12 protein-coding genes are annotated in these 10056 nt (G+C 38.5%); 9 read left to right on the forward strand and 3 right to left on the reverse strand.

Going from position 1 to position 10056, the window contains the following annotated elements:
- Positions 1-4 precede the first annotated feature (4 nt).
- From DC53_RS20175 to DC53_RS20165, 3 genes are read right to left on the reverse strand one after another with little or no spacing between them, the layout of a single operon-like run.
- Positions 5-802 (reverse strand): hypothetical protein, encoded by a 798-nt coding sequence (locus tag DC53_RS20175; RefSeq protein WP_081824528.1) that lies wholly within the window; start codon positions 800-802, stop codon positions 5-7.
- A 27-nt stretch (positions 803-829) separates the two neighbouring features.
- Positions 830-1366, reverse strand: coding sequence for a hypothetical protein (locus tag DC53_RS20170; protein WP_007377722.1), 537 nt, complete (start codon positions 1364-1366; stop codon positions 830-832).
- The gene (locus DC53_RS20165; protein WP_007377723.1) at positions 1363-2634 is read right to left on the reverse strand and encodes an SAM-dependent methyltransferase; all 1272 of its coding nucleotides are present in this window, start codon (positions 2632-2634) and stop codon (positions 1363-1365) included. Before DC53_RS20165 ends, DC53_RS20170 begins: the two co-directional genes overlap by 4 nt.
- Before the next feature lie 137 nt (positions 2635-2771).
- Between DC53_RS20165 and DC53_RS20160 the strand changes: the two genes are divergently transcribed.
- The 9 genes from DC53_RS20160 to DC53_RS20120 all read left to right on the forward strand — a co-directional run bounded on the left by DC53_RS20160 (position 2772) and on the right by DC53_RS20120 (position 10052).
- On the forward strand, positions 2772-3839 hold the full coding sequence (locus tag DC53_RS20160) for a phytanoyl-CoA dioxygenase family protein (protein WP_007377724.1): 1068 nt from the start codon (positions 2772-2774) through the stop codon (positions 3837-3839).
- Positions 3840-4336: 497 nt separating this feature from the next.
- Positions 4337-5017: an aspartyl/asparaginyl beta-hydroxylase domain-containing protein gene (locus tag DC53_RS20155; protein ID WP_007377725.1), complete on the forward strand. Its 681-nt coding sequence runs from the start codon at positions 4337-4339 to the stop codon at positions 5015-5017.
- Positions 5014-5526, forward strand: a complete 513-nt coding sequence (locus DC53_RS20150; protein ID WP_007377726.1) for a GNAT family N-acetyltransferase — start codon at positions 5014-5016, stop codon at positions 5524-5526. The genes DC53_RS20155 and DC53_RS20150 overlap by 4 nt, the downstream gene beginning before the upstream one ends.
- Positions 5527-5555: 29 nt before the next feature.
- Positions 5556-5837 carry a DUF6916 family protein gene (locus tag DC53_RS20145; RefSeq protein WP_007377727.1) on the forward strand — a complete coding sequence of 94 codons (282 nt, stop codon included), beginning with the start codon at positions 5556-5558 and terminating at the stop codon, positions 5835-5837.
- A gap of 64 nt (positions 5838-5901) precedes the next feature.
- On the forward strand, positions 5902-6450 hold the full coding sequence (locus DC53_RS20140) for a phage tail protein (protein ID WP_007377728.1): 549 nt from the start codon (positions 5902-5904) through the stop codon (positions 6448-6450).
- A 12-nt stretch (positions 6451-6462) separates the two neighbouring features.
- Positions 6463-6993, forward strand: a complete 531-nt coding sequence (locus tag DC53_RS20135) for a phage tail protein (RefSeq protein WP_008136337.1) — start codon at positions 6463-6465, stop codon at positions 6991-6993.
- A 13-nt stretch (positions 6994-7006) separates the two neighbouring features.
- Positions 7007-7543, forward strand: a complete 537-nt coding sequence (locus DC53_RS20130) for a phage tail protein (protein ID WP_007377730.1) — start codon at positions 7007-7009, stop codon at positions 7541-7543.
- A gap of 173 nt (positions 7544-7716) precedes the next feature.
- Positions 7717-8859: a S8 family peptidase gene (locus DC53_RS20125; protein WP_240474578.1), complete on the forward strand. Its 1143-nt coding sequence runs from the start codon at positions 7717-7719 to the stop codon at positions 8857-8859.
- Between the two features lie 44 nt (positions 8860-8903).
- Positions 8904-10052: a TIGR03032 family protein gene (locus DC53_RS20120; protein WP_081824529.1), complete on the forward strand. Its 1149-nt coding sequence runs from the start codon at positions 8904-8906 to the stop codon at positions 10050-10052.
- The last annotated feature ends 4 nt before the right edge of the window (positions 10053-10056 follow it).

The following is a 10056-nucleotide window of genomic DNA, read 5'->3' on the forward strand; positions in this document are numbered from 1 at the left end:
TAGGCTAAACTGACTTAGGTAAAGACGAATAGGCAATGACAGCGGCATCACGTTGAGCGAGATCTGGTTTAGTTGTATTGTTACCATAAAGAAGGCAAAACTCTGTGGGATCCCCTTTGGCTGTTAAGTAATATTCATGAGTGAATTGTAATAGAACTTCTTTCCAACGCTTTGTAATTGAATCGGGGGCGCTTGGTAAAGAATTTAAAATGAGTTTCGATTCTTCAAAATTACTATTAATTGCTACATTCAGCATGTCATCGTTAGCAGCCGCCAACCAACTAGATCCATTATTACCTACGCAAAGCAATGGCATATAAGGTGCTAGAGCTGGGCACACATCATTTTTGTATATTTCGACTTGCCAGTATGGACGGGCTATTTTTATAAACTGAGTAAAACTTTCAATTGTTGTAAATTTGGATGTTGCCAAAGGTAAAATTTCGACTCTTGGCTTATTTGCATTAACGGTGTCATTGGCAACATCGATATACCATGGCCCGAATATGAGTGCGTTTTGAAAGTATTCATCTCGTAATGACCCCCATGCTTTTTTTAAATCGGTACCTTGGTTAATACGCTTTTTTAATAAGCACAGACCCGGTTTATCTGTTTGTGGTAGTTGTGTTTGCAATAATGAAAACACTTCATCGCGAATTTCTCTACAACGCCCTATTGGGTAGGGTTTATTGGCAAAATAAGGCATTTTAGGCGCAAGTGTTAAATCGGCAATTAATCTAAGTTGTGCTAAATCGTTGCACAACATAGTTAGCTGCTTTGGCGTAAGGCTGTTATTAAGCACTCATATTCCTTATAAAATCTACTGCGACTATTTTAGCTGAGCTTGTGTATAAGCGTCATTTCTTAGCCACCTTAACATGTTTGGATAACCGTTTGGGTGATTGGGCTGTTCACACATAAACCATGAATATAAAAGAGGGTAACCAAAACCAGTGCTGTTGGTAAAGGCCTCGATTAAGTTATCAGATGCCCCTTTATAACCCTGTTCATGAAATAAAATATCCGGGGCGATATTTAAATAGCAAGCTGCTGCCCACGACCAAGCTATTGCAGTCATTTCTTCGGCCGCTTGATGATCATGGTTTTTCATATCCCCTGTTAAACAAGTTCTTGTCGCTTCTGAAGTAACTGCAATATGACCTGCTTCATGAAGAATATCACCTGGGTATAACAGTTTTTCTAAATCAAGTAATAAAGTGCCTTGTTCTATTTTAAGGCCGGGTAAAAAAGTCTTTTCGTGTAACGTTTCATACCGGTGGTTTATACCTATATCAGTAAGAAAGGCTAAAATATTTTCAACCTCAGTTAACTGCTTATCTGTATTGTGTTCAGTGCTAATAGTCATAATGATTTGAGATTACTGTTAGTGACTAGCCAATGTTCAAATTCTTCAATACTTTGGCTTTGATAAAGTGCTGCAGTTGTTTCATGGTATGGCAGCGTTAATGAATCTAATAGCTCTGTCCATAATGCCCATTCATCGTCGGTAATACTAAATGAGTGACCGGATTTAGTTGCTTGTGCACGCTCAAACATACGCTTTACACCAGGCAATCCCAAGTTATTGAGATCTGTAAATCTTGCCAATTCAGTTACCGTCTTAATGATACTTTTTATTGGGAATGTAAATATAAAGTCTGCACTGTTAGGTGTTATGTATTCATAATGAATAGCTTCACCACCACGAAGCTGCGCATCATGAGGTAAAAAAATAAGCGGTATATTTAAACTACATTGATTTTCCGTTAGTTTATGGTGTTTGTATACTTGAATGTCGGTTGTTAGCTTGAGTCTGTAATTAGTATCAACGCCATTTGGGATCAGCATACTGCCTTTAAAGGTGGATGTATCCCCTGCATTTAAACGCCTTGCTTCGTCGATGTTTAAGCAATAAAACTCTTTTAGGAGTATGTTAGTGGTAATACTCCCTTCTATAGACATTAAAGATTTAAAAGGTGTTAGCCATGCCTTTAAAGAAACATTTTGTGGGATTAAGGTGCCAGTATTATGCAAGTATTGGCATAAATGAGAGAAAATGAACACTTGAGGCTCTCGCTTTAATAGCGCTGTCATAGTTTCTGAAATAATGATGTCAAATTGCTGAGAGGGGGGCGCTTGCCAACAAGTTGCGTCATCACATGTAATTGCAACAATGTTTTGGGTGATTGAAAAGTGCTTTACTAGCTTTTTAATTGCACTGATGTTTTCTGGGTGAATGTCAATGAGTGTGACTTTTATACGTGAGTTTGTGGCAAGACTTAAGTAAGGAATAAGTAACGTGCCATAAGGCCCCGTACCAGCATAAAGAATATGAATATCATCAGTCTTTGCCTTTAAACGTTCTTCAATGGCGAGCTTAATACCTTGCATAAATATTTGTGTGCGAAGAGTCTCTTCAGTGCATTTAGCTGCTTGTACAGGAGAAATTGCAACGCCTTGGGACGTATTTTCATCATTCCAGTCATTCATATCTAAGTCAGTTGAAATAGACGTAATATTCCCTAAGTAATTTTTTAAATCGTTGATAAAAGGCTTCATCAACCCCGCATCGGCTGGCTCATTTAGCAAATGTGTAACCGCATTACGGTATCTGTTCAGTAACTCAGTATCCATATCGCTCCCTGTATTTAGCTAAAAAAATCGTTGCTCGCAATAATATAGCACTCTATTCTAATAAAGTTTAGATTGTGTTAATAAATCAATTTAAGGAGTTTTACTTGCCTAAAATCAGGTAAGGAAAAGGAGTTATTATGCAAAATGAGTTGATAGTAAAAGTGCCACCTCCGCACACAATAACGCAGAGTACACTTCCTTGTTATAAAGAAACTGGGCGCTTAGGTCTATTTCAATTAAAGCGAATGTGGCACAAAGTACAGTTACAAAAAAAAGGCTGTGCGGATAAAAAAATAATAGAAGATGAATGGTCGCTTGATGTCATGATTATGGACACTTTAGGCTTAGGGCTCACACCGACTATAGAGTCTATTTTTGCGAGTGATAGTTTTTTCGAATTTGAAAGTTGGGTAAAAAAAACGCATGGTAGAGCTATTTCAAACGCAAAAATAAATCAGCTTAATAAAAACATTGTTTCATTTTTTGAGAAAACAGACATAAAAAATGAAACAGTATTAGTAGAGACGCCTCGTCACTATATTTTAACGCCAGTGCATTGGCAAAGCTGGGATGATAATGGTTATGTTATTATTCCAGAGTTGGTGTCAAAAAAATTATGTGAAGACGTTTGTAATATGCTTTATGAACGTTTGAAAATGGATAAAAACAACCCCGCTTCATGGTATAGCTGTCATGCGCTTAAACAGGGGGTTATGGTACAAATATTTAATGATATAACCATGCAAGTTATACGTTCTCTTCCTCAAGTTCGAGATGTTTTTGAGCAACTTTGGGGGAGAAAAAACTTAATAGTAAGCACTGATAGGGTTAGTTTTAATCCACCGCAGACAGAAAGTTGGCAGTTTCCTGGGCCAAATCTTCACTGGGATATAGACTTTAATAAACCACTCACCTTTGCAACGCAAGGGTTACTGTACCTTACTGACGTTGCCGCTGAGCAAGGTGCGTTTAGTTGTGTACCTGGCTTTCATAAAAAAATAGATGACTGGCTAGCTAACCTACCTAAAAATACTAATCCACACTCTTTTAATTTCGATAAATGCAACAGCACTCCATTAGCGGCAAAAGCAGGTAGCTTAATTGTTTGGCGAAATACATTACCTCACGGTAGCTGTCCAAATAAGGGAAGTAGGCCTCGTATTGTACAATATATAAACATGACGCCATTAAAAATAAGTAGCTAAAGACTCGCTATGAGTAATAAATAATGCAGTGTAATAGAGTGTAATATTTTTTATCTTTAACTTGTGCCAAACTTATAGGTAGTTTGTTAAAAATAAATTGATTGGCTTTAGGTTTTTACCGCAAGGCATTGATTTTTAAAGAAATATAGCCATAAAAGTTGCGTTCTATACCTTATGGACTATTATGTTGTCTGAATCTAGTGTTAATTAATGACATAATTTTATATTGTAATAAAAGCTCAAAGGAATGTTTAAGTATGAAAAAACATAGTCTACAGCTTACGCCGTGCTCACGGCGTACAAAACCAAAAATCAATCATTTAAAGCCTTTATTTAAAATGCAATTAGAGTCATGTGCTAGAGCCGTTATAGCAAGTGAAAATAGATCAACATACGGCAACAATATAAATACAGAAATCGATTTCATACCCACCCTGTACACACTTTTTTTAAGATTAAATACTTGTTCATTCTCTTTGTTTGGGAAGAAATAAATAATGAATGATGACATATTTATTTCTGAAGTTGTTAATGCCGATGAAAATATAACCTCTCCAGTCATTTTGTTTGCCCAGCTTGATATATTTTATAATATAAAAAATATGGCAGACGATTTAGTTGTAGCAAAAAAATTGGAATGGGTTGAACATGTTAACACTCAATGTTATCAGGGCAGTTGGGATGTATTGCCTTTAAGAGTCCCTGTAGAGCACGCTGATAAACATGTGATTCTGCAATCTTTCGCAATTGAACCTAGCTCAGATTTTATCGATGGCGACCACCTTCAATATTTACCTTATGTTCGTGAATTATTGTCACAATTTAAATGTGATATTTTATCTGCACGGCTTATGCGTCTTTCCCCTAACTCTTTGATTAAACCCCATCGAGACCTTGGATTGAGTATTGACCTATCTGCTCAAGCACGTATTCACATTTCTCTAGAGGCATCCGAACATGTTGAGTTTTTAGTAGATTGTTTAGAAGTTCCAATGAGTCAGAACAGCTGTTGGTATATAAATGCCGATGCAGAACATTCTGTAGTAAATAACGGCGATACACCAAGAATCAACCTTGTAATAGATTGCAATGTCAATGAGTGGCTATTGAGTTTAATCATAGAATCTAAAAACAAAGAATATTGCTGTACAAATCAAGCTAAGGAGATAAATAGATGATGAAGCTTAATATCCCAAAAGGCCTAAACATAAGACCGTCAAATGCAGCAGATAAACCATTTTTAGAAAAACTGCATAGTTCAATGCGACAAGATTTACAGTTAATTGACGGTGAGAAAGATTTTGTAGAGTCAATTGTAGAAATGCAGTTTAAAGCACAAACCCAAGGGTATGGAGATAAGTTCCCCAATGCAATGTACTTCATTATAGAAAAGCATCATGAGGCGATAGGTAAAGCAACAATTGATTTTGGCCCAAATGAAATTCGAATCGTCGATATTGGCTTTTTACCAAGTGCGAGAGGGCATGGTTTTGGCTCAGCGATAATCCAATCGTTTCAAAGTGCTGCACTACAATCTGGTGCACCTTTAACATTGACCGTTGAGCAGCGTAATTTTGCTGCTAAGCAGTTGTATGCGCGTTTAGGGTTTCAAGTTGAATCAATTAGCCCGCCATATGAGTTTATGGCGTGGTACCCGCACCCAGTGAAATTAATGAGCGGTGTGTAACTAAGTAAAAGTAAGCATAGGGGTTTAATATGGAAAAATTTACGTTTGAAAATGTTGAAAGTGCACAAGGGTCAGTTGTCAAAGTTGTAGGCCAAAATGGTGAAGTAGAGTTAGAAGTTTCATCGGTTACAAAATCAAAACTTGATGGTGACGAATGGAATGCATTTAGTGTGTTGTTAAACGGCAAGGCCAATGAGCCTCTAAGCCAAGGTACCTATAAGCTCGAGAATGAGGCCTTTGGTGAAGCTGAATTGTTTTTATCGCCAAATAGTGAAACTGAGTATGAGATACACATTGCTCAAAAGAGATAGTTGGCGTGTTAAGTCAATTAATTAAGTAAATTATCCGTTTAAAAAAGTGAGTAAGGAGATTTATATGGCTGATCCGTTTACGTCAGAAATACGGCCTTTTGCGTTTAATTTTGCGCCTGAAAATTGGGCATTTTGCAATGGGCAAGAGATACAGGCTACCCAAAATGCCGCTTTATTTGCATTACTAGGCACCCAGTTTGGTGGTAATGGGGTGAGTAATTTTAAATTACCGGACCTACGAGGGCGAACGCCAATCGGGCAAGGAATTATGAAAAGTGAGCCAAGTAGACTATTCACGGCAGGTGATCAGTATGGCGTGGAAAATGTCACGATCAGTGTCGCTGAAATGGCTGGCCATTCTCACAGTGTGCAAGCGACCAGTACCGAGGCAGTAAGTATCCCAGCTTTTACAGATAGAGTGTTTGCAAGTTCTAAAGATCTCAAAGGTACTGCTACTGAACCATTTACGTATAACTCAGCGGTAAATCTGACTGGGCTGGCGCAAGACGTTGTTTCTAGCGCGGGTGGTGGTCAGTCGCACACTAATATTCAGCCTTTGTTAGCACTGAATTTTTGTATTGCGCTTGACGGTATTTTCCCAGCAAGAAATTAATAAGGAGAAAGCATGTCTGAATCATTTATTGGTGAAATAAAAATGATGGCCACGACCTTTGCACCGCGGAAATGGGCAATGTGTAATGGCACCATTATGGCGGTAAATCAAAACCAGCCTTTGTTTGCGCTTATAGGTGCGCAATACGGGGGAGATGGACGCTCATCGTTTGCGCTACCTGATATGAGAGGGCGTATCCCCGTTCATTTTGGTCAAGGGCCGGGCTTACAAAACTATCCACTCACAGCTAAAGTGGGTGTAGAGGACGTTACCTTACAAACGAGTCAAATCCCTTCGCATACTCATAGCTTACAGGCAAGCAAGAACAGTGCAAACGCATCTACTGCGATTAGTAATGTGCTTGCAAAAAGCCCTCAAGGTGAATTGGCGTACTTAAATGGAGCAGTAACAGGTGAAGTACAAAAAATGAGCGAGTCAGCTGTTAGAACTGCCGGAGGTAATGCGTCGCATAATAATATGATGCCTTATCTGGCCATTCACTTTGTTATTTGCCTCCAAGGCATTTTTCCATCAAGAAACTAGAGGAGAATAAGAGATGGCAGACTCATTTATTGGAGAAATTCGTATTTTTGGCACAACGTTCAGTCCTCGATATTGGTCAATTTGTAATGGCCAAATTGTAAGCATTGGACAGATGTCAGCAGTCTTTAGTTTATTAGGGACTAATTTTGGAGGTGATGGTAGAGCAACATTTGGCCTTCCCGATTTAGCAGGCCGTGCACCTATGCATGCAGGGCAAGCCCCTGGCCTATCTTTGCGTCCATTCTCTTATTTTGGCGGGTCAACTCAAGAGACATTGGTCGCATCTCAGCTACCTGAGCACACACACAGTATTTCAGGAGTACGTCAGTCAGGTGACACCGCAGAGCCAACTAACAATAAGCTGTCAATTGACACTGGGGCAACAGGCGGCACACTGAGATATACCGCACCCCTTGATAGTGATATAGGCTTAATGGATGACTCAAGTTTTGCTACCGCTGGTGCTGGGCAGCCACATGAGAATATGCAACCTAGCTTAGCGCTAAACTTTTGTATTGCGCTGGACGGGATTTATCCACCAAGAAATTGATGTATGAGAATACAGGTTTTAGTTTGCAATCTGTATTCTACATATGATGAAAAAACGATTATGTTTGTGCAGGGAATAAGTTATATGTTGTTTGAAAGAGCTCTGTTGGTTGTAATTTACTTATGTTGAAATACCTTAATTGGCATATTGTTTTCAGTTGTTTAATTATAGCTGTGTGCTTATTTGCAAAAGATGTATCTGCTCAGGCGAATTTAGACAAGCTGCAATTTAAAAGCTCTAAAGGTAGTGTTGTATTTGCCAAGTATGACAGTGATTTTTTGATTGATGATAGAGGTATAAAGTACGCATTTAACAAAAAAATAATAATACTCTCTTTGCTATCAGTAGATGAAATTTCACAGCTACATGATGAAATAAAACAAGTTCAAGTAATCGCTAGTATAGGAAATAGATTGGTTTATTGGGTAACACCTAGAACCGAATATTTTTTTGATGTTTATTTAGCGTTAAGCAAACATCAAGATGTGTTAGAAATCGAACCTGATATCGCACCTGTTACAAAGTTAATCACTTCAGGTACAAGAGTACCGACTAGCAATACACTTACACCACAAAATGCCCCTTTGTGCGATAAACCAAAGAATACCGTTCGGGTTGCAATTATTGATGATGGCTTTGACTTTACTCACCCAGAGTTTGATGATTTAACAGTATTGTTCGAATATGACCCTGATAAACAAACATTAGCAGCCAGTGCTAAAAATCCAATTGATTACCATGGTACACGCGTTGTTGGAGTTATCGCGGCAAAGCAAGATAATGTAGGGGTTGACGGCTTTGCACCGACCAGTGAAATAATTGCTATAAGGCAGGTTTCGACATGGTCATCTTCTTTAATATTGGCATTTCAGGTCGCTAAGTTGATGAAAGCGGATGTTATCAATTGTAGTTGGGTTTTACCGTTTTTATCTAGTATTACGTCACTGGTTATTGAGGATGTAGCTTCAGCATCAAATGTACCTATTATTGTTGTTTCTGCGGGAAATTCTGGTAAAGAAGCCTGTGAAATTAATCAGTTGTCTGCATTAGGTTCAGTGGTTGTGGTAGGGTCAATAAATAAAAATGGAGGGATTGCACCGTTTTCTAATTATGGACAATGTGTTGATTATTATGCTCCTTCTTCAGTTGCATCAACGTCACGGAACGGGTATGCAAATTTCGGCGGGACCTCGTCATCTGCCGCTATTGTTTCAGGTATCGTGGCACAGCTAAAAGCATGCGGAGTTGAACACCCGTTAACAAAATTAACAATGGTTGAAAATATTTATGCAGCTCATAAAATTAAGAAAAAATAATATAAAGAGTGTAATTTTGGCTAGATTAGAAGGTAGTGAGATTAATGAGTTCTGAAACGGAACAGTTAGATTTTAGCAGCACGCATAGTGACAATTTCCCCAAAATATTGGCTCAGTTGGGGATATCGTTGATTGTGACAAGTTATCAATCACAACGTGTCATTTTAGTGCGCTCTAATAATGGCAATCTAGAAACAAAATTAAAAGCATTTCCAAGACCTATGGGGCTTTATGCTGACGAAAATAGGATCACGCTTGGAACACTAAATCAAGTAATCGACTTTCAAAGAACACCAAATGGTTATGCAGATGTCATTAATGGCGACCTTGATAGTTATGAAGAGTTACCAAAAAAATTACAAGATAATGAACTGCGAGATATAGCCAAATTTCGTGAAGAGTGGGATGAACAAGTCCAAAGTGTAAAGGCAGCCGACAGTTTGTTTATTGAAAGAGCGACGTTATCAACCGGTATGATTAACATCCATGATATTTGTTGGGGTAATGATGGCTTGTGGGTAGTTAACTCGATGTTCTCTTGTTTAAGTAAGTTAAGCCCTGACCATAGTTTTATCGCTGCTTGGGTGCCGTCGTTTATTTCAGATCTGAAACCAGAAAATAGATGCCATTTAAATGGTATGGCGTTGTTAGATGGTGTGCCTCGTTATGCTACGGCCTTTAGTGAATCCGATACAGCGGAGGGCTGGCGTGAAGAACTAGGAGAGAAAGGGGTACTTATTGATGTCGTTGAAAATAAGGTCATCAAATCAGGTATCTCAATGCCGCATTCGCCAAGGTGCCACGCAGGTAAAGTGTATTATTGTGCATCTGGAGATGGCGATATTCATGTCTACGATCCAAAATTAGGTACTAGTCGAGTTTTATGTGAGTTGCAAGGCTTTACAAGAGGGATGACGTTTTTTGGTGACTTGATGCTTGTCGGTACGAGTACATTACGTAAGTCAGAAGAGCATATTCGCTTTAAAGCAAACCCAAGATTATTGGATGGGAAAAGTGTGTGCGCAATATGGTTAGTGAATGTAAATACAGGTGAGGTGATTGGTAATTTAACTTTTTCGGGTGAAGTAAAGCAAATTTACGATATTGCGGTTGTACCGAATAGCATAAAGCCAGAGCTATTTCAAAGCTCAGACGCGTTGTCTAGCCATATTTTTGAATTTTGTCGAGGGTAAGTAT

This window comes from Pseudoalteromonas fuliginea (assembly GCF_000690055.1).
GTDB classification, from domain to species: Bacteria; Pseudomonadota; Gammaproteobacteria; order Enterobacterales; family Alteromonadaceae; genus Pseudoalteromonas; species Pseudoalteromonas fuliginea.